This is a genomic window from Celerinatantimonas sediminis (assembly GCF_046054195.1).
In the GTDB taxonomy this organism is placed as follows: Bacteria; Pseudomonadota; Gammaproteobacteria; order Enterobacterales; family Celerinatantimonadaceae; genus Celerinatantimonas.
Genome location: NZ_JBEQCS010000025.1, coordinates 23,428 through 42,415 on the forward strand (window position 1 = coordinate 23,428; position 18,988 = coordinate 42,415).

Consider the following 18,988-nt stretch of genomic DNA (forward strand, 5'->3'; position numbering starts at 1 on the left):
TTTCGAATTTTTTCAAGGAGGTAATGTAGTAATGAAAATGAAAAAATTGCTCAGTCAATCGGTTGCTGCACTAGCCGTAGCTTCTGCAACATTAACGGTGAATGCTCAGGATTTACCTGGTAAGGGAAAAACGGTACAACCGATTCAAAGTACCATTCAAGAAGAAAGCTTTCAGACAGTGATTGTGGATCGCGCTCTTGAAAAGCTGGGTTATACCGTAAAACCTATTAAGCAGGTGGCTTATAACGTTGCATTTACCTCCGTTGCCAATGGCGATGCCACCTTTATGGCTGACAGTTGGCAACCTCTGCAGAATGACAAGTATGCAGCTGCAGGTGGTGACAAAGCTTTTTATCGTAAAGGTGTGTATATCGCCAATTCTGCTCAGGGTTACATGATCGATAAAAAAACAGCAGAAAAATATCACATCAACAATATCAAGCAGCTAAAAGATCCCAAAATTGCCAAACTGTTTGATCAAGATGGCGATGGTAAAGCGGACTTAGCCAGCTGTGATCCTGGTTGGAGTTGTAACGATATTGTGAACTACCAGATGAAAAAATTTGGTTTAAGCAAAACGATTAAAACACAAAGTGGTAATTATGCCGCCATTATTGCCAATACTATTGCCCGTTATAAAGAGGGTAAACCCATTGTCTATTTTACGTGGATGCCATATTGGGTAAGTGGGGTATTGGTTAATGGTAAAGATGTGGTTTGGTTGCAGGTGCCATTTTCTGCAATTCCCGGACAACCTAATGCTGATACAACTTTACCTAATGGTAAAAACTACGGATTTAGGATGAATAATCAGCGGATTTTAGCAAATAAAGCGTGGGCTAAAGCAAATCCTGCCGCGGCTAAATTATTCGCGATTATGAAGCTAAACGTTAATGATGTGAGCGCTGAAAACTTAATGATGCGCCAAGGACAAAGCAGCGACTCGGATATTCAGGCGCATGCCGATGGTTGGATTAAAGCCCATCAAAAAACATTTAATCACTGGATTGCAGTTGCTAAACAAGCAGCTTTGAAGTGATGAAATATAAAGGACCAGGGGTGTCTCTGGTGTTTCAATTAATAGTGGCTTGTTCATAGATCAAGCGCATGGAGGAAATATGAAATTACGTTGGACAGCTATTGCGCTGGCAGTTGTTGCCGCTGGCTCTTCTTTGAGCGTTAACGCCGCTGACTTGCCGGGAGCGGGTAAAACGGTACAGCCTATTCAAAGTACCATTCAAGAAGAGATGTTTCAGACTGTGATCGTGGATCAAGCCCTGAAAAAACTCGGTTACGATATCAAACCAATTAAGCAAGTTGACTATAATGTTGCTTACACTGCAATCGCAAACGGTGATGCAACCTTCATGGCTGTAAACTGGCAACCACTGCATGATCAGAAATATAAAGCTGCTGGTGGCGATAAAGTCTTTTATCGTAAAGGTCATTATGTGACAGGCGCTGCTCAGGGTTATCTGATTGATAAGAAAACGGCCGATAAATATCACATCACCAATATTGAACAGTTAAAAGATCCTAAAATCGCCAAACTGTTTGATAGCAATGGCGATGGCAAAGCCAATATGACAGGTTGTAACCCAGGTTGGGGTTGTGAAACAGCAACGAACTATCAGGTTAAAAAATATGGCCTATCTGATACTGTCGATATCGATGAAGGGAATTACTCAGCCCTGATGGCAGATACCATTACCCGTTACAAAGAAGGTAAACCAGTATTTTATTATACTTGGGTTCCATATTGGGTGAGTGGTGTATTGGTCCCAGGTAAAGATGTGGTTTGGTTACAGGTTCCATTCTCTGCGGTTCCAGATAAACCAAATGCCAGCACTAAATTACCAAATGGTAAAGACTACGGCTTTGGTATGAATAGTATGAACATCGTTGCGAATAAAAAATGGGCGAAACAAAACCCAGCAGCAGCAAAATTGTTCTCTGTTATGAAACTGAGCGTGAACGATATCAGTGCTGAAAACTTAATGATGCGTAAAGGCCAGGCGAGCGAAGATGATATTCGCGGCCATGCAACCGCGTGGATCCAGGCCCACCAAACAGAATTTAATCAGTGGATTAAAGAAGCCAAAGCGGCCGCTAAATAAGTCGGTTGTTCAGGCTATCTACCTGATTGATGCAATAGTTAAAAACCAGTCGAGCAATCGGCTGGTTTTTTATTTAGATACCGGAGCGGGATAATTTTTCGACCAGATAATCAATGAATACTTTTATCTTGGTTGGCTGATAGCGGTTCGGTGGATAGATAAGCCAAGCGGCGCCAGTATAGCCAGTTAGAAAATGCCAGTCAGGTAGTACTTGAACCAGCTCGCCTTTTTGCAATGCATCGTGCGCGGTAAAATATGGCAAGCTAGTAATTCCTAAACCTTGTTTGGCAGCATCTAAGCGAACCTGAGTATGGTTGACGGCATAACGGCCGGTTACCTCAATGGTTATCTTTTGGGTTTGCTTGTGAAAGGTCCATTGCCGGTCTTTGGGCTGCTCACTTAAATAGATACAGCTGTGTTCACGCAATTGCCGTGGGTGTTCAATCTCTTCAAAACGAGCTAAATAGTCAGGACTTGCACAGATAATATGTTCGACATTGAGTAGTTTTCGGCCAACCATGCCGACCGGTGGATCGTCGGTAATGCGAATCGCTAAATCCATTCTGTCATCAATCAGGTCAATATAACGGTCTTCGAGCAACATCTGTACATTTACTTTGGGATAACGATTGAGAAACTCCGGCATGAGTGGATGGATCAATAGATGGCCGATTGCTTTAGGAATGCTAATACGCAACGTCCCTTGTGGTAGGGGATTCGATTGCCCGCTAACATCCAGCACGGCATCTGCAGCGCTACGCATATCTTTGCAGCGCTGGTAGACGGCTTGGCCCTGTTCGTTTAAACGCAATTTTCGAGTGGTTCGCTCTAATAGTCGACAGTTCAATTGCTCTTCTAAACGGTTAATACTGCGGCTAACCGATGAGGGGGAAACACCTAGAATTTTGGCGGCCGCCGAGAAACTGTCTGCTTCAACAACCGTTGCAAATACAGCCATTTCATATAGCAAACCAATGGAATTATTTGTGCGTTTCATGCAAGAGTTTGTTCCTTTTTTACAGAATTATCCCAGCAGATTGCTAATTTATAATTATCTTTGTGAAAGATGCAAGACATTCGCACTTTTATCTTTATCAGTGATAGCAATGGCAAAGTTGCTTTTGCTGAGGAGAATTTTTTGCAAATGTGACCAACCTGCAAGCAAAGAATTCAACGGTATGCTGAGCATTCTGTTAAAATTCTAGCGAGAAAATTTGACCATTGATTATAAAATTATCTAATTATTAGGGTTCTAATTATAGTCCTCTAAACAATAATAGGATAGAATAAATCATAGTCTTTAGTGAAAGCCCTTAATATACAGAGTATATGGGATGAAACAACCACTTCCCTATTGCTTGTTTTGACAATGACTTTCACTTTTTCCTCTTAAAAAAGGATTAGAAGGCTAATTATAGTCGTTGAGTGTAGGCTAATCTAACAGTCGGTGTTAAACAGGCCCTCAATTGGAACTATTTTTTTTAGATTTTGAGATTTAGGTGGGCTCATAATGGAAAGACATGAAGAGGTTTTAGTGGCTATTCGGCAGATCATTCGAGCGATTGATTTGCACTCGAGTCGTCTGAGCAAAGAGGTCGGCCTAACTGGGCCTCAGCTGGTGTTGATGCGAGAAATTAGAGACTCTGCAGAAGAGACGATTCGCCAGATGGCTAAAAATACCAATATGAGTCAGGCAACTGCCACGACGATTCTTGATCGCCTCGAAAAACGCGGACTGGTTGTTCGTCTTCGTAGTCAGCTCGACAAGCGCAAAGTTCACGCCCACTTGACCGAAGCGGGTAAAGAAGTGCTCAGTAAAGCGCCGCTGCCTCTACAAGATAGCTTTGTTTCGCGGTTTCAGCGTTTAGAAGAGTGGGAGCAATTATTACTGCTCTCTAGCGTACAGCGAATTTCAGCTATGATGAATGCCGAGCATCTTGATGCTGCGCCACTATTAGTTGCTGGTGGAATGGCTGACGATCATCCGCATTCTTAAAGATAGCTATTTGTGCCTATTGCTTGTAAGAAATATCTCACAAACATGTCAGAAAAATAACTGTTTTTTGTGAGCGAAATTTAAAAAATATATTTATTTCAATAAGTTATTAGATTTAACAAAATATTTAACTTATTTTTATCTCCTCTTCGATGATCTCCAAAGAGCCTCTTTCGCTATTATTAATCGCGTAGGGAGACAAACTTTTCCAAGAAGGAAAAGCACTAAGGATAGTGGCAGGAACTTCTCTAGGATGAGAAAAGGGACACCTCCAGGAAGGAGAGAGCAGCAAGTACGGATAGCTTGTTATGCCAATGAAGGCTAAGGGACATGCAACGGAATTGTGAAGCGGAAATAAATAGGGACTATTGTTTAAGTCATTGGGATTGCAGGGAGCAACACAGGTTCACGGATATCGAGCCATATGACTACCGAGGCGGCACTTTTAGTGTCGCCTCAACTTTTTGTGCGTTTGTAAAATCTTCCTACCTTGCTCATCTCACTTTTTACCCATGAACTTTGTTGCCTTCTATTTAGTGAACCCATTAACGGTGCAAACTGCAGTGGGTCAAAATTCGTTTAATCTAAATAACATCTCGTCACCAAAGCTCAACAGCCCTGAAGATACAAAAAACCGCACTGTGTGTGCGAGATATCTTTCAAACGTGCCATCTTTTTTGCAAAAAAACTGCCCGCGAAATTTTAATAAAACAGTAAAATCAATTAGATAAATAAAATTAAGGATCTTTACCTGTTTTTTCTTTGCGTTTTCCCCGGTGATTAAAAATCCGATTACAGTAGACTTCTAAGCGTAGGGACAAATAGAGCAGATAGGAAATCACGCTCGCCAGGAAGGCTAGGGAAATTGTTGGACACCTCCCGGGAAGGAGATGCGCATCAAAGGATGACGATGCATAACCATTGATGGTGGGACATGCCCGCGATAAGGATTAGGAATAGTTCTTTTGCTGGTGAAAAGGAACGCAATGGATAGCGATGCAAAGGGATGGTGCAGGGAGCTAGATTAGGTTAGGGAACGTACCTGTAGTACTTTCGGGCAGCCCATGTGGCTGCCCTCTCTGTTATGTCAGTAGGATCAAAGATGATCTTTTGATTAATATCGATCTAATGGTCGCATCACGTCCATTTTATCGGTATGCTATGTACTGCTCTTTTGACTCGTCTTAAGAGTATGTAGATTGTTTAATGATAACATTTTTATCATTAAGCAGGACACATGTTTAGTTACTTTTTTTAGGGCCACTATTTCTCCCAATTAGTGGCCCCTTTTTTCCACCTCTTGATCTCTTCCAAATTTTTTTGGCACGTCTATTGCTTGTCTTACGATGGAACCACCATCGAGGATAATGTAATGACTCAGGAAAAACTTAACTATTTACAAATGATTAAAGCGATGGAAGTGGAAGTCGAGCAAGGATTATTGGAAGTCATGCTACCTGATGATTTGCCGCAGATGAACCGTTATGGTGCAAATCGAATCACCAAGCGTCGTCGTGGCTCACAGGATATGACCTATTCGATGGCACCACGCTCGTAAATTTAAATTTCTCTCAGCCGCCGTATTCTTCGGCGGCTGTGAACCCCCTCTTTTTACCCCTCAAGCTTGCTTTTTACCCGGTTCGGACCATGCTTAAGTAGATAACATACAACCGCTTATAACAATAACGTTAGGGACAGGGAACGATGTTAAAAACGCGAGCAGGGCGCAGCTATCCATTGGGGGCTTGTCTTGAAAGACACGGTATCAATTTTAGTCTGTATAGCAAATCTGCTCAAAGTGTGACACTTCTGCTGTTCGATGAGGTTAATAGTCGCTCGCCTTGTGAGCGGATTGTGCTGGATAGACAAACCAATCGTACCGATAACTACTGGCACATCTTTGTTGAAGGACTCACCGCTGGCACCTTGTACGGTTTTCAAGTCGAAGGCCCATTTGATTTAGCCAAGGGGATGCGTTTTGATGCATCTAAAGTGCTTTGCGACCCGTATGCCAAAGAGATCCGCTTTCCCAATAATTACTCACGTAAACTCTATAGTGAATATGGCCAATCTACTGAGCATTGTGCGTTAAAGTCCGTGGTGCTTGAGCGGCGTAATTTTGATTGGAAAGGTACCAAGCCGATTCATCGACCATTGGCCGATACGATTATTTATGAGATGCATGTCGGCGGTTTTACCCGTCATCCCAGCTCAGGGGTGACTGAAAGTAAACGTGGAACTTACGCAGGTGTTGTCGAGAAAATCCCTTATCTAAAACAGCTGGGGGTCACGGCGGTCGAGCTAATGCCGGTTGCTCAGTTTGATAGCTCCGATGCCGCACAAGGAAAAACCAACTACTGGGGATATTGTCCGGTTGGCTTTTTTGCGCCCCATACCCAATACAGCGCCAATCAAAATTTAGGTGGGCCGTTTGATGAATTTCGGTTGATGGTGCGTGAATTACATGCCGCAGGCATTGAGGTTATTGTTGACGTGGTGTTTAACCACACCAGTGAAGGCAATGAAAATGGCCCAACACTAAGCCTGCGTGGCTTGCAAAATGATACCTACTATATTTTAGAACAGTCCGACCAGCGTTATTACAGCAACTATAGTGGTTGCGGTAATACCTGCAACACCAATAATTCGGTGATGCGTCGCATGATCCGTGATGTGTTGACGTTTTGGGTTACACAGATGCATGTTGATGGGTTTCGCTTTGATTTGGCCTCAGTTCTGATGCGTGACTCACAAGGGCAGGTCCTCAATGATCCACCGCTACTGTGGTCTATCGATTCGGATCCTATTCTCGCAGGAACCAAGATCATTGCCGAAGCCTGGGATGCTGGAGGGTTGTATCAGGTTGGACAGTTTGTTGGTGATCGCTGGAACGAATGGAATGGATTGTTTCGTGATGACGTGCGTGCTTTTTTGCGCGGTGATAATCATCGGGTTGGGGCGTTTGCGAACCGGTTAATGGGCAGCCCAGATCTCTATTATGACGATCACCGCACGCCTCATCGCTCTATTAATTTTGTTACCGCGCATGATGGTTTTACGCTGCGCGATTTAGTCAGTTACAACCATAAACATAACGCGGCTAACGGCGAAGATAACCGTGATGGCGATAATCATAATTTAAGCTTTAACTTCGGAGTTGAAGGGCCAACCAACAATCGACAGATTCGACAGATTCGTGAACGGCAGATCAAAAACTTTTTCACCATCATGCTGATGTCGCTAGGTACGCCGATGATCAATATGGGCGATGAGATAGGTCGTACCCAGTGGGGCAATAACAACGCATATTGCCAAGACACACCTAATAATTGGTTAGATTGGTCGCTGGTTAAACAAAATGCCGGATTATTACGATTTGTTCGCCAGCTCATTGAGTTTCGTTTTCTGACCCCCGCGCTCGATCAATATATTCATCACCCGTTAAGCTCAATTTTAAACGATAGCCAGATCAAATGGCATGGTGTCAAAGCTAACCAGCCTGACTGGTCAGACGACTCTCATACCATTGCCCTGAGCTATAACTTGCCGTATCGCGAAGAAAATCTCTATTTAGCGGTGAATGCCTATTGGGAACCGCTAGATTTTGAACTGCCACAGCTTAGCACTGGCAAGCACTGGCGACAGGTGATTAATACCGCCTTGGCACCACCGGATGACATCTATAGCTATCAGAGCGCCAAATGTGTTGAGTCTAATGTGATGCATTTAGCCCCTCGTTCAGTTTTAGTGCTCATTGCTTCCCAGTCACTTGAAACTCCGAGCAAAGCCAAAAACGCTCGTAATAGAGCTAAAAAAGACCAAGCTGCGCGCTAATAATGGCATCGAAATCGAGTCCAACCAATGGCAATAGTGCATCGGCAACGGGTTTAAGCTGCTTGTCGATGTAGTGCTGATAATCAATCGGTGCATCATGATACTCGAGCGCCTGCGGGCCATTGACCGTAATGAGGTACTGGATCCAGCCACGGTTTTGATAGCGCAGAGATTTCCCATTAGCTTGATTGCGGGCATCGGCATCGCGGGCAGCACGCACTTGCGGTGGAATATTTTTGCTGTACTCATCTAGATCACGGCGCAGCCGTTTGCGATAGATAAGTTGATTGTCGCGTATACCTTGGCGCGTTTCATCGACTAATGAGCGAATCATCTCGCTGGGATTTTGGTCATGAAAGACCAGCTGATAGAGCTGGCTTTGAAACTGTTTGGCCAGTTCGGTCCAGTCGCTGCGAACATTTTCTAGCCCCTTAAAGACAATTTGTCCCTGCGGCGTAATCCCTGCATAGCGCTTTTTACTTCCCGCTTGAGAGCCGCGAATAGTCGGCATATGAAAACGCTGATAGTGAGTTTCAAATTCAATTTCTAGTGCACATTCAAGCGCAAATTGCTGTTGGATTTGTGCACGCCATTGCGCGTTAATATCATCTTGTAACTGCTGGCCGGTTGTCTGTGCCTGCTCAGGGCTAAAGCCTTCGCCAAGTAGGACAAAAGTTGAGTCGGTATCACCATAAATCACATCAAATCCCGCATCGCGGATCCACTGAGCAGTTTGCTGCATAATTTGGTGGCCACGCATAGTGATGGAGCTTGCTAGGCGTTGATCATAAAATCGACAGCCACCTGAGCCGAGCACCCCATAGAAACTATTCATGATAATTTTTATCGCCTGAGAGCGCGGTTTATCTTGATGCTGTTTGGCAATATCGCGCTGGTGCCAGAGGTCGCTAATAATCGCAGGTAAAAAGTGCTCAGTACGAGAAAACTTAGCGCCAAGAAAACCATCTATTGCATCATCTGGTTGCGCAAGTCCTTCAATAAGCCCCATTGGATCAATTTTAAAGGTGCGAATAATCGAGGGGTACAGACTCTTAAAATCGAGAACCAACACATTCTGATACAAGCCCGGTTTGGAATCCATGACATAACCACCCGGGCTTGCCAGACCACCATCGGCTGGTAAATTAGGCGCGATGTAGTTTGCTCGGTGCAACTTGGGCATATACAGATTGCTAAATGCCGCGACACTACCCCCTTGGCGGTCCAATTCAAGGCCGGTAAGTTGGCTGCGCAAGGCTAAAAATTCAATGAGATGAGTTTGGCTAAAAATTTCTTCAACTAGTTGGCAATCTTCAAGGTTATAAGCGGCGAGGGTGGGTTTGTCATGGTGAAAATTGTGCTCAATTTCGGCCATGCGATGGTCTGGATCTTCAGTAAGTTTCCCACGCCCAAGTAGCGCTTGAGAGACTGATTCTAAGCTAAAGCTGTCAAATGAATAAGTTGCAGTTTTAAGTGCATCAATGCCATCAATAACCACTCTGCCTGGGATGATAAACGCACCTTGGCGCGACTGCGTCCCCTCTTTAAAGCGAGCTAATGTTTTAGCGCGCCCTAAACGCAACTCCACTCGATTTATTTGGGCGCGTTTGGCAAGCAATTGGCAGTCAAATTGCACCACATTCCAACCGATTAAAAGGTCGGGGTCTAGCTGCTGCACCCAATCGATAAAACGGCTAATCAGAGCCTTTTCATCACTGAGCCATTCAATATCAGTTGTTGCAGGCGTTGGCGAACCAATCATTAACACTTTGGCACATCCACAACCGCTTAAGCCGATACTATAAAGTTCGCCATGGCGTGAGCATTCAAGGTCAAAGGACAGTGTTTTAAGTTCAGGAATCGGCGCTTCTATCCCGCGCAATTTGACTTGATGATATTGCGTATAGCCATCTTTGACGCTGGCAATGCCATAAAATTCCACCATTGCATAGGCAAAACGCTCCATTAAATAACGCTCGTGCAGGCGAATATCCGCTTCAAAATGGCTGATCCCCGCGTGCTCAAGCAGCTCGCGAGAGCGATAAAAATGTTCTAATGAGGCAAAATAAAGACCAGTGACACGCTGGTGGTCAAAGGTTTGATGGGACAAGCTCTGAGCATGCCATGAAAGCGAGTGTAAGGCATTTTGAGCAGCTTCCAGCTGGTCCGAGGCAATAAATAATAGCGGCTGCTGGTCGTCAATCCATAATCGCACTGGCCCGGTGGCTGTGGCTAGCCACAAGTCGATGACAGGACGTTCGCGGCTGTCATAACTGGCTCGATTAAGTAAAACTCCTTGTCCTGCTTGCACCCAAAAATTCGCCCAGTCGTCATTATCATGTTCCCATTATATAAAAATTTGTTATCAAACCGAGTAGCAAAGGACTGTTTGATGCTATTTTCTGGTCATAACTAAAAGAATTTGCTTAAAAAACGACCGAGCAATTTCTTGCTCGCTGGGCAACTTCTTGCTCGATCTGGGCAACTTCTTGCTCAGCATCTGCGATGAGATTTTTCTGTAAAATTGAATTTTTAATTAAAACAATTAGTTACACTTTTGAAAAAGCTGGCATGGATGTTGACTTACTTTTTATGTTTTCATCAATAAAAAGATAAGAGGAATACATCCATGCCAACTCCTTGTTATATTTCCATCGAAGGAAAAACTCAAGGCAATATTACTGCCGGTGCATTTACCGCTGACTCTGTCGGCAACATCTATGTGGAAGGCCACGAAGATGAAATGCTGGTCCAGGAATTTAAACACATTGTCACCGTGCCAACTGACCCTCAATCCGGTCAGCCTTCTGGCCAACGGGTGCACAAACCGTTTAAATTTACCGTGGCTCTGAATAAAGCCGTCCCACTGCTGTACAACGCCCTGGCGTCTGGGGAAATGCTCACCACAGTGACCTTAAACTGGTATCGCACATCTGTGGAAGGTAAACAGGAACATTTCTTCACCACCACTCTGACTGACTCCACCATCGTCAATATCGATGCCCAGATGCCACATTGTCAGGACCCTGCAAAAACAGATTTCACGCAGCTGATTGAAGTCTCCCTGTCGTATCGCAAAATCGATTGGTCACACGATATTGCAGGCACATCAGGCTCAGATGACTGGCGCGCACCGCTGGAATCTTAAGTACTGTTTCATCACGCCAAGGTCAACCAGCGATGGCTGGCCTTTTAAGGAGAGCACAATGAATACAGTCATACGGATTTTGCTTGGGGTAATGGGCGTCTTTTTTGGCATCTTTGCCGCACTCGGATTTGTTTTTAGTGGAATGTTCTCCGCTTATTTCGGCGCTGGAACAGCCGGATTAATGGCATTTTATCAGTTTGCGACCATTGCTTTGACCATCTTAGGATTGTGGTCAGCCTTCACAGGTAATCGCGTGTGTGAATGGGCATTCTCTTTCATTTTGCTGCCGCTGTGGTATGTAGGAACCATTATCGGGGCCATTTGCATTGTGTTGTTAATCATGGTTCAGCAAGGCGATTCAGACGCGCAATCATCAACGGTTCACTAACCGTATATTGAGTTACTTGCGTCTAAGGCGCAGCACAATTTCAAATCCAAATAACGACATAATAAATTGATATGTATCGTTATTTGGATATCTATTACCGGCGATCAAGGCTTTTTTGTCGATCTTGTTGGGGGCGGTAGCGTGGCCTTTTCCCATCTTTATATCGCTTTTATGGCACGTTGCAGCAACTTCTCTCACTTGGAATTTGATTATGGCAGAGCAAAGCGGATTACAATTTACCCTGAGTATCGAAGGGCTCAGTGACACTAGTTTGCAGGTCATCGCCTTTGACGGCCAGGAGGCCTTAAGCTCCCCCTTTGCCTTTACCCTGGAACTGGCCAGCCGCAATGACCAACTGGATGCCACCACCATTATCGACCAGAATGCCTCACTCACACTTTGGCAAGATGGCGAAGCGCAGCAATGCTGGTATGGCATTGTCAGCGCCTTCACCCAGGGGGATACCGGCTTTCATCACACCCGCTACCAACTGACCCTGGTGCCCGCGCTCAAACGCCTTACCCTGCGCCAGAACAGCCGGATTTTCCAGCAGTACAATGCCCAGCAGATTATCTCGATTTTACTTCAGGAAATGGGCATTACCGATTACGCCTTTGCCATCACTGACACCCACCTCACCCGCGAATACTGCGTGCAGTACCGGGAGAGTGATTTAGCCTTCATCGAACGGCTGGCCGCCGAAGAGGGCATGTATTATTACTTTGTCCATCAGGATGGCAAACACACCGTGGTGTTTACCGACAACACCCAGCAGGCGCCTCAGTTGGGAGTGACGTTAGAATACAATGCCACCGCCGGCGGCTATCAACGCAATCCGTTTGTGCGGGCCTTTCGTCGCCACTATCAAACGGCTCCAACCAGCGCACAGCTCAAAGATTACAGCTTTAAAAAGCCTGCCTACAGCTTTTTACAGACCGCCGACAGTGGCCTGGACCCGGCCAGCTATGAACACTACGACTACCCGGGGCGTTACAAAACGGATAGTCAGGGCAAACCGTTCAGTCAATACCGGTTAGACGCCCTGCGCCGCAACAGCCAAACCGGCGAAGGGGACAGCACCATCCCCCAACTGGTCAGTGGTTACACCGCCACCATGACTGACCATCTGGATGAGCAGTGCAATCGCAGCTGGTTACTGGTCAGTGTGCACCATCAGGGCCAACAACCCCAGGCATTGGAAGAAGCCGGCGGGGATGGCGCCACCACCTACACCAACCAGTTTCAGGTATTGGCCAGCAACCTGCCCTGGCGGCCAACCCCCAACCCAAAACCACGGGTGGATGGCCCGCAAATCGCCACCGTGGTTGGCCCGTCTGATGAAAAAATATACTGCGATAACTATGGCCGGGTGAAAGTGCAATTTCCCTGGGACCGCTATGGCAATGGGGATGACCAAAGCTCCTGCTGGATACGAGTCTCGCAAGGATGGGCGGGCAGCCAATATGGGATGGTGGCCATTCCCCGGATTGGCCATGAAGTGATTGTCAGTTTCTTAGAAGGTGACCCGGACCAACCGATTATCACCGGGCGAACCTACCATGCCACCAACCTACCGCCCTATGAATTACCGGCGAATAAGACCCGCACCGTGCTGCGTACCGAAACCCATCAGGGCAGCGGGTACAATGAACTGCGCTTTGAAGATCAGGCGGACCATGAAGAAATCTTTATCCATGCGCAAAAAGACTTCAACAGCAACATCGAGAATGACCGCAAGACCGAAATTGGCGAAGACGACCACTTGACCGTGACCCGCAACCAGTTTCAGCGGGTGAAGGGCGATGCCCATCAGACTGTCGATGGGGAGAGCCGAGTGCATGTCAAAGGCCAGCAGACGCAGTATGTGGAGAAAACCCTGCATATGAAAGCAGGATCTTGGCTTGATAAAACCAGCAGAGAGATCCACTTAAACGGCGGAATTAAAATTACGTGTGAGGCCTCATCGTCACTGACCCTAAAAGTCGGAGGAAACTTTGTCACTATTGATAGCTCAGGTGTGACGGTTGGTGGAGCGAAAGTAAAACTAAATTCTGGCGGCAGTGCTAGCAGTGGTACCGCTTATGGTGGAATCTTGGCAAAACTTCCTGGGGATGTTGAAGCAGCGACTGAACTAGAACCTCAGCTTGTGGCGCCGACACTGCCAACCATGGCCAGCCGTTTACCTGCGTTGGCGCAACTAGACCTCGCTGCCGTAGAGGTTTGCCAGTTTATGACCGATAACACTTGTAAGTTAGCCAATTGCCCATGTCTGAAAGCTTAAAAAAAATCCATTATGTAATGGTGCTGGATCAACTCCGCATTAATGACTGTAAAGCTTGGCTTGCCGCTCATAATTATGAAGTACTGCCTCTCTACCTTGATACGGAGTGGGCACCACAATTAGAAAATTCACCGCTGTTAATTACGTTAGAAAAACTAGACCCATTATGGATGCAGTGGGAAGAAGATATGAATTGGGCATCTAGCGGCATTGTTTACCAACTGCGAGATCCGATGACGCTGGATGACTTAGCCGTTCAACTACGTAAAAACATTACCATTAAATCTCAAAATGGGAAGTTATGGCTTTGGCGTTTTTATTCGCCCAAAATCTGGAAGCAATTATCTCAATTGCTAACGTCTCAGCAGTTACAGCTCATACAAGGGTGCGCTAGTGCCGTCCATCTTTCACCACTGGTTTCTCCTGCTCATAATGCCTTGGTTTATCCCAATAACCCCGTAATGACATCTCATCAACTGATTCTGCCAGATACAATGATAGAGGAACTTATCGCGTGACAACTAAATACGAAATCCAGCCGGGTGATACACTTTTAGAACTTGCTGAAAAATTAAATATTCCACAAGATAAGTTAATGGAGCTAAATTCGGATCAAATTAAAGATCCGAACCTTATATACGCGGGCAATGAGTTAAATGTACCAGGTGAAGGCCGCGTTAAGGTAGTTGAGGCCAGTGTTAAACCAGAAGAGCCGTCTGATACTGAGTTAAAAAAGGCTGTTTGTGCCCCAAAAGATTTTGTCGATTCGTTATATATTCCCAAACATCCGGACACGGGAAGCCACATTGTTATCTTGTTAACGCAAGAAGCTCAGACACTTGTTAAAAATGAGATGAAGTTGTGTGCAGAGGCGATTAAATGCGATGGCATGAAAGGCAAAGCAAAAACACAGAAGGTCCTCTCTGGCTTAAAAAAATTGGGTGTGTTATCACCATTTGAGAGTTACGGATATGAAGTATTCCTTAGTGAAGATGATGCTAAAATATATAAAGATATATTGTTTATGATCGTCGATGTAGAAGGAAAACTGGGCTATGGAGGAAATGCTAAACAATATATACTCCCTGCCTCATATGATAATAAAATGACTCTTCCAAAAGAGTTGAAAGAAATTAAGAGTGGGTTGTTTGGCTATGGAAATTTATATGATACGTTCAGTATATTATTAAATGAAAAATATGATATATATGAAAGGAATATAGTTGACGATAAAAAATTTAACCAACAGTACAATCTGAAATTCAAAGACGCTCGGTATGAGGTACTGACAGAAACTCTTTCACATGATATAAAAATGATACTGAAAGATTTGCTCAGTGAATTGAATAAGCATAAGCATGCTTATGAAGAAAAAGCAATAAGAAAAGCAGAAAGAACGACTTTTGTAGATAAAAATAATCAAGAAGATACATATCGATTAAGCACTACTAATAAATTCTTCACTAGTAATAGCGAATATAATGCATCTATAGCTATAGAGCAATTAATCAAACATAAAAGTAATCTAGATATACCATGTGATTTTTCAAAATTAAGAGATGTCAAAGGGAACTTTGACATTCCTGATTTACATGATATTTATAGCGATTATCAGCGAGTTTTAAATCTATATTTGCCAGCTAATGTTGAGAGATTTTTTGAAATTTCACTTATAAAAAAAAGCAAATGGGATAAATGGTATTATTCTGTTGATGTTGATGCCGCAGACACCTATATGGCTACATTGGTTCAGTTAAACTTGAGTGGCTATATATTAAAAGAACAAGTTTTATCTAAAGATGAAATGTTTGGGATGTGGCATGACGTATATGATCTTGATATAGGATCTATTTCTATAGATACAGTGACAGATAGATTATCTAAATTTAAAGAATCTTTAACAGACAAAAAAGGTATCGGATTATATAGTGCTTATGTGTTATATCTTAAAGTCGTCAAGGAATTTTACCATCGGTTGAATGATTTTAAAGAGCTTTTTTCAAATAAAAACAAAGCATTAAATGAGGATTATTCAAGTTATATTAGTCCGATCCTTTGGTATATTTCAAAAGCTTATGATTTATGCATATTCTATAAAACTAAAGCAGAAAATATAGTTAAGAATTTGAAAGGTGATTTTAGTCAGCTAAATTTATTTTATTTACCTGATGAAGAACTCGAAGTTTATAAAAGTGACGTTCAATTCATTCTTTTGTGGAACGAAAAGAGTTGGCGACCTAAAAATTTAAAAAATCAGATCTATGCATCAGTAGGCAATAGTAAAGGCGAAAGTTTTCATCATACCTTTATCGTTGAAGGCTCACTTGCTAGTGATTCAGAAAACGTTGGGTTTATGCGGTCAAACCTCTCTGTATTATCACTTGATGAAGTAAAAAATAAACATCAGACCTTTGGCATTGACTTAAAAACGATAGCATTTGATCCTTCCCTCAAGGCAAGTAAAGACCGATCAATATGGTCCAAAAGTTTTGCCAAAACCTATAAAGGTGCAAAAGATCGAAAAGTTGGACGGTTTGAGAAACAGTTGCAAAATGCAACTTTTACCGCCGCTTCTCAGCCCAAAACTAAATTATCAGCGGTTAGTGATAAGTATATAACGCCATGGTTTATCGACAAAAAAAATATCTTTGGCGTTCCGGGACGATGGGAGAGTGGGACTCAGGCGCAGTTTTTCCGTTTTATTACATCCGCTTCCTCTGGTAAGGCAATTAAGGGCACTGGAGTAACATCTTATAAAGCGACTGCTTCTGTTAATGTCATTGTGGCTCAAGGGGCTTACACCTTTGATTATCAAATTCCTGATAGCCCAAATAGCAGTAAGCCATTTAAATTAAATATTCGATATTATGATCAGAATAAAAAGTTACAATCAGGTAGCGTTACGGTTGGTTACTACCAGTTGACTTTTTATGGTGGTGTCAGTGGTTTTGTAGGTGCTGCTGCGTCAATATCGGGTTCGTTTCAACTAGGGTATAACCGCAATGGAGAATTTGGCGTGAATAGCGAGATCGTTCATGATACTTCCCCTATTGCACCGCTAAATAAAGAGGCTAAAGCCTATGGCCCCGGTTTGGTTGGAGATGCTGGGGTTTCAGCCAATGCTTTTGTTGGTATACAGGTTGGGGCTAGTTGTGGCGGTCGGGTTTGTTGGAGCCGCAAAAAATCTACCGGAAAATTACCACTCTTAGGTGAGCTATCCGGTGGCTTGAAAGCCAATTTAGGGGCTGGGGTGTCGGGTGAGTTTCACTTTTTATATAAAAACGGATGTTTTTATATCCTTGGAAATGCTGGTGCGACTTTAGGCTTGGGATTTTCTGGAACGTATGCTTTTTCTATTAATGCCGATGCAGCTGACGATATTTTTGAAACGATTCTTGATTTAGCGAAAAGTACCAATTTCGCGTATATTGAGTTCAGTGATGGTGAGGATGATGACTTAACATTTGAAATGCTCAATCGATATTGGACAATGCGCTTGATGTTAGATGTGTCGATGGGACATCTTCTTTGCCTACCATTCAAAGAATTTGAGAAGATGGAGTATGAGTCTTTAAAAGAGGATAATGCCCCATTTATAGCAAGCTATCTAAAAGATAAAAAGCCCGATAGTGATATTGCTCGGATTTTTAGAAAAGCGTTACCAGAAACAATTGCAAAATTTTTGGGAATCCTAACTTATAAAAACCTCGAAACGTGGGGCGAACTTTTTACTAATGATGATGAGCGACGAATAATAGCAAACCGTAATCAGCGATATGCGATTGAAAATATTTTTCAGTGGACAGTTGGACAGCGAGCCAAACAGTCAATCAATCAAATGGAAAATGCCATTCAACGGATGTATTTGAAAAAAGATGAAGTTTTTAACAATAAGAAAAAAATGTTTTTTTATCAAAAAGACTTATTAAAAATAATAGAACTTTTTCAGTTTACTTCTATTCAATATATAGATGACAAGGATAGGGATAATTTACAAGGAGTAATTTACCGTAATAATGAGATATTTATATCATATTTGGTATGGCTACTAAAAGGTTATGATTTATATTATTCTATCGGAAGTAATTTTCAAAAAAGCTTAGAATATGATTATAGTAGAAAAGGATTTATTGATATAAAATGGATTGCCCATATTGATATTGTTGAAAAAGGTAATCCTAAATTTAGTAGCGCATATAGACCTCTGCTTTTGAGTAAGCTATTACCTATGCCTGTAGAATAAAGGTTAAATAATGAAGAAAATAATATTTTTTATATTCACTTTTTTATTGTCTATGGCTCCTTGCTCAGCAGAAACTCAACGTGGAGTTGAATTGTTGAATCAAGGAAATTATCAAGCTGCTGAACAATACTTTAAATCCGAAGCCGATAAAGGCGATGTACACGCGCGTTATTGGCAGGCTAACGCAATGTTTCTGCAGCGAGGGGAAAAGGCGTTTGCCGCAGGGCAAATTATGTTACAAGCAGCTAAAAAAGGCGATCCTTGGGCGATGAACCGTCTTGATCCAAGTAATAACGAGTCGCCTTGCGGCATGTTTGGTTGGCCTTGTGATTCTAAATGGCTGGATAAAGCCTTGGCTACTTGGAAAAAACAAGCGAAGCAGGGTGATGGTAATGCGGAGCTTGCGCTTCTGTTACGTGATCGACCTTGGTATATGAGTTTTATCCCTGTATTGGGTAAAAAAATGTATGCAGATAAATTAATTGATGCATTTAAAAATGGATCAGATTATGCAGCTTTTAAAATTCTACATACTGATATTGATAATCCATATAAATATATTAAAAAACTAGCTATTAAAGGAAATTGTGAAGCAATGTACGATTATGGTAGTCAGTTTTCTGTTGATAATCCAGCCTATTTAGATTGGATGAAAAAAGCTACTAAGTGTGGTTATAAGAATGCAGCTATTTCTGCGGGGATAGTTTTTAATAAAATGAAAAAATATGAGAAAGCATATTTTTATTCATATATTGCGGTATATCTTGGCGATAATCCCACAGCAATAGATCCTCGGTGGATTAAATGGGTAAAAGATATCCCTCAAGGTAAGATAGATGAACTCAAGAGTTATGCTGATAATTATATAAATGAAAATAATATTAAACCAAATAAAAACTATAGCGAATTTAGTGAAGAGTTCTTTGGTATTTATTAGCCGCTATTTTAATGTTTAATTTTATTAAGAATGAGAAAGGAGCT

Annotated in this window: 13 protein-coding genes; 11 read left to right on the forward strand and 2 right to left on the reverse strand. The window is 42.9% G+C overall.

Annotated features, from left to right (window positions below; all coding sequences use genetic code 11):
• Positions 1–37: 37 nt before the first annotated feature.
• Together proX (ABTQ23_RS19705) and proX (ABTQ23_RS19710) are read left to right on the forward strand one after the other, a co-directional pair.
• Positions 38–1,039: a glycine betaine/L-proline ABC transporter substrate-binding protein ProX gene (proX, locus tag ABTQ23_RS19705; RefSeq protein WP_408617486.1), complete on the forward strand. Its 1,002-nt coding sequence runs from the start codon at positions 38–40 to the stop codon at positions 1,037–1,039.
• A gap of 79 nt (positions 1,040–1,118) precedes the next feature.
• Positions 1,119–2,117, forward strand: a complete 999-nt coding sequence (gene proX, locus ABTQ23_RS19710; RefSeq protein ID WP_408617473.1) for a glycine betaine/L-proline ABC transporter substrate-binding protein ProX — start codon at positions 1,119–1,121, stop codon at positions 2,115–2,117.
• A gap of 73 nt (positions 2,118–2,190) precedes the next feature.
• Here proX (ABTQ23_RS19710) and ABTQ23_RS19715 read toward each other — a convergent pair whose 3' ends face one another.
• Complete coding sequence (locus tag ABTQ23_RS19715) at positions 2,191–3,114, reverse strand: LysR family transcriptional regulator (RefSeq protein ID WP_408617474.1); 924 nt, start codon at positions 3,112–3,114, stop codon at positions 2,191–2,193.
• A gap of 513 nt (positions 3,115–3,627) precedes the next feature.
• Between ABTQ23_RS19715 and ABTQ23_RS19720 the strand changes: the two genes are divergently transcribed.
• From ABTQ23_RS19720 to glgX, 3 genes are all read left to right on the forward strand, one after another.
• The gene (locus ABTQ23_RS19720) at positions 3,628–4,113 is read left to right on the forward strand and encodes a MarR family winged helix-turn-helix transcriptional regulator (RefSeq protein ID WP_408617475.1); all 486 of its coding nucleotides are present in this window, start codon (positions 3,628–3,630) and stop codon (positions 4,111–4,113) included.
• Positions 4,114–5,485: 1,372 nt separating this feature from the next.
• On the forward strand, positions 5,486–5,671 hold the full coding sequence (locus tag ABTQ23_RS19725; protein WP_408617476.1) for a hypothetical protein: 186 nt from the start codon (positions 5,486–5,488) through the stop codon (positions 5,669–5,671).
• 146 nt (positions 5,672–5,817) lie between these two features.
• A complete protein-coding gene (gene glgX, locus ABTQ23_RS19730; RefSeq protein ID WP_408617477.1) occupies positions 5,818–7,947 on the forward strand; it encodes a glycogen debranching protein GlgX in 2,130 nt (709 codons plus the stop codon).
• On the opposite strand, the gene ABTQ23_RS19735 is transcribed toward glgX, so the two are convergent.
• Positions 7,922–10,258 carry a DNA polymerase II gene (locus tag ABTQ23_RS19735; RefSeq protein WP_408617478.1) on the reverse strand — a complete coding sequence of 779 codons (2,337 nt, stop codon included), beginning with the start codon at positions 10,256–10,258 and terminating at the stop codon, positions 7,922–7,924. The genes glgX and ABTQ23_RS19735 overlap by 26 nt on opposite strands.
• A 318-nt stretch (positions 10,259–10,576) precedes the next feature.
• Here ABTQ23_RS19735 and ABTQ23_RS19740 point away from each other — a divergent pair, with 318 nt between their 5' ends.
• The 6 genes from ABTQ23_RS19740 to ABTQ23_RS19765 all read left to right on the forward strand — a co-directional run bounded on the left by ABTQ23_RS19740 (position 10,577) and on the right by ABTQ23_RS19765 (position 18,944).
• Positions 10,577–11,095: an Hcp family type VI secretion system effector gene (locus tag ABTQ23_RS19740; RefSeq protein ID WP_408617479.1), complete on the forward strand. Its 519-nt coding sequence runs from the start codon at positions 10,577–10,579 to the stop codon at positions 11,093–11,095.
• A gap of 58 nt (positions 11,096–11,153) precedes the next feature.
• Positions 11,154–11,483: a hypothetical protein gene (locus ABTQ23_RS19745; RefSeq protein ID WP_408617480.1), complete on the forward strand. Its 330-nt coding sequence runs from the start codon at positions 11,154–11,156 to the stop codon at positions 11,481–11,483.
• A 211-nt stretch (positions 11,484–11,694) separates the two neighbouring features.
• A complete protein-coding gene (locus ABTQ23_RS19750; protein ID WP_408617481.1) occupies positions 11,695–13,764 on the forward strand; it encodes a type VI secretion system Vgr family protein in 2,070 nt (689 codons plus the stop codon).
• On the forward strand, positions 13,749–14,282 hold the full coding sequence (locus ABTQ23_RS19755) for a DUF4123 domain-containing protein (RefSeq protein WP_408617482.1): 534 nt from the start codon (positions 13,749–13,751) through the stop codon (positions 14,280–14,282). The genes ABTQ23_RS19750 and ABTQ23_RS19755 overlap by 16 nt, the downstream gene beginning before the upstream one ends.
• On the forward strand, positions 14,279–18,007 hold the full coding sequence (locus ABTQ23_RS19760) for a LysM peptidoglycan-binding domain-containing protein (RefSeq protein WP_408617483.1): 3,729 nt from the start codon (positions 14,279–14,281) through the stop codon (positions 18,005–18,007). The genes ABTQ23_RS19755 and ABTQ23_RS19760 overlap by 4 nt, the downstream gene beginning before the upstream one ends.
• 10 nt (positions 18,008–18,017) lie before the next feature.
• Positions 18,018–18,944: a tetratricopeptide repeat protein gene (locus tag ABTQ23_RS19765; RefSeq protein ID WP_408617484.1), complete on the forward strand. Its 927-nt coding sequence runs from the start codon at positions 18,018–18,020 to the stop codon at positions 18,942–18,944.
• Positions 18,945–18,988: the final 44 nt, after the last annotated feature.

Coding starts and splice junctions, on each gene's coding strand:
- ABTQ23_RS19745 (WP_408617480.1), top strand. CDS start 11,154: ATGAATACAGTCATACGGATTTTGCTTGGGGTAATGGGCGTCTTTTTT.
- ABTQ23_RS19765 (WP_408617484.1), top strand. CDS start 18,018: ATGAAGAAAATAATATTTTTTATATTCACTTTTTTATTGTCTATGGCT.
- ABTQ23_RS19755 (WP_408617482.1), top strand. CDS start 13,749: ATGTCTGAAAGCTTAAAAAAAATCCATTATGTAATGGTGCTGGATCAA.
- proX (WP_408617473.1), top strand. CDS start 1,119: ATGAAATTACGTTGGACAGCTATTGCGCTGGCAGTTGTTGCCGCTGGC.
- proX (WP_408617486.1), top strand. CDS start 38: ATGAAAAAATTGCTCAGTCAATCGGTTGCTGCACTAGCCGTAGCTTCT.
- ABTQ23_RS19750 (WP_408617481.1), top strand. CDS start 11,695: ATGGCAGAGCAAAGCGGATTACAATTTACCCTGAGTATCGAAGGGCTC.
- ABTQ23_RS19725 (WP_408617476.1), top strand. CDS start 5,486: ATGACTCAGGAAAAACTTAACTATTTACAAATGATTAAAGCGATGGAA.
- glgX (WP_408617477.1), top strand. CDS start 5,818: ATGTTAAAAACGCGAGCAGGGCGCAGCTATCCATTGGGGGCTTGTCTT.
- ABTQ23_RS19740 (WP_408617479.1), top strand. CDS start 10,577: ATGCCAACTCCTTGTTATATTTCCATCGAAGGAAAAACTCAAGGCAAT.
- ABTQ23_RS19715 (WP_408617474.1), bottom strand. CDS start 3,114: ATGAAACGCACAAATAATTCCATTGGTTTGCTATATGAAATGGCTGTA.
- ABTQ23_RS19720 (WP_408617475.1), top strand. CDS start 3,628: ATGGAAAGACATGAAGAGGTTTTAGTGGCTATTCGGCAGATCATTCGA.